Consider the following 1,275-nt stretch of genomic DNA (forward strand, 5'->3'; position numbering starts at 1 on the left):
CAGTATTTCGCCCACGGACAGCTGCATGCTGACCTCCTGATCCGGCCATCGATCACGAGATCAGAATCTCACGCAAAAGCTTAGCTGCAAAGGAAAAGCTGTGTTTGGTTGATAATGCCGCCGTCTCATTGGGAACAGATCTTGCGCTGACCCCACCAGCGGCCGGATCGTGAATGAAGGCACGAACCGGCTTTATCTGGGCAGCACCTTTGACTGTGGCCCGTGTCCGCTGAAGGAGCGCTGCTGCCCCAACACGCCAGCCCGCAGGATCCCGCGCAGCATCTATGAGCATGCCCGCGAGGTCGCGCGCTCATTGAGGGGCACGGCGGCCTTCGAGCGGTCGCGGCAGGGGCGCAAGCGGATCGAGATGGTGTTTGCCCATCTCAAGCGGATCCTGAAGATGGGACGCCTGCGGCTGCGCGGTCCCTGTGGCGCTCAGGTGACCCAAGGAGCCTGAGAAGGCCCGAAGGATACTCCTCACCGCAGTTCTAAGCTCGACAAGGCAAGCTGCATCGCTGCCCCAGCCCGTCTGGATACCGACTTTTTCAACATTGGGTAATGGGGCGGCTCTCCCTGGATGCCGATAACATCGGCGGGCCCCGTGCACAGGAGAGCAGCCATGGACTACTACGCTGGTTTAGACGTCTCGATGAATGAGACCTACATCTGTGTGGTCGATCGCGACGGAGCTGTCGTGCTGGAGGCAAAAGCCTCCAGCACCCCAGAAGCCATTGCCGCCGTGCTGGAAACGGCACCTGCCTGCGCAAAGATCGTGCTCGAGACCGGCCGCATGGCCCCGATGCTCTTCCACGGCCTCGCGGCTCTTGGCTTGCCGGTGATCTGCATCGAGAGCCGGCAGGCCTATCAAGCCCTCAAGTCGCTGGCGACCCACAAGACCGACCGCAACGATGCCCGTGGGCTGGCCCATCTCGCCCGCACCGGCTTCTTCAAGCCCGTGCATGTCAAGTCACTGCCGGCCCATGCGGTGCGCGCTCTGATCATCGCCCGCAAGAAGCTGGTCGGGCAGCGCGTCACCCTGGAGAACCAGATCCGCGGCCTGGCGGTGGTGTTCGGGGTCCGGCTACCACGTGGGCTCAGTCCGCGCTTTACCGAGCAGGTGATCCAAGCCAGCCAGGGGATTGCTGGCCTGTCCGGGGCCATGCAGGGCCTGCTGGCTGCCCGCAAGGCCGTTCTGGAAGCGGTCGTGGCGATCGATCGCGACATGCGCCTGCTGGCGCGCTCGTCTCAGGCCTGCCAGCGGCTGATGACTATTCC

2 pseudogenes are annotated in these 1,275 nt (G+C 63.4%); both read left to right on the forward strand.

The window, feature by feature from the left end:
- Nucleotides 1-202: 202 nt before the first annotated feature.
- A pseudogene (locus ACS5Q1_RS46580) lies at nucleotides 203-436 on the forward strand (transposase); the annotation flags it as partial.
- Between the two features lie 183 nt (nucleotides 437-619).
- Nucleotides 620-1,275: pseudogene (locus tag ACS5Q1_RS46585) on the forward strand (IS110 family transposase); the annotation flags it as partial.

It is taken from the genome of Microvirga sp. GN3, assembly GCF_055792825.1.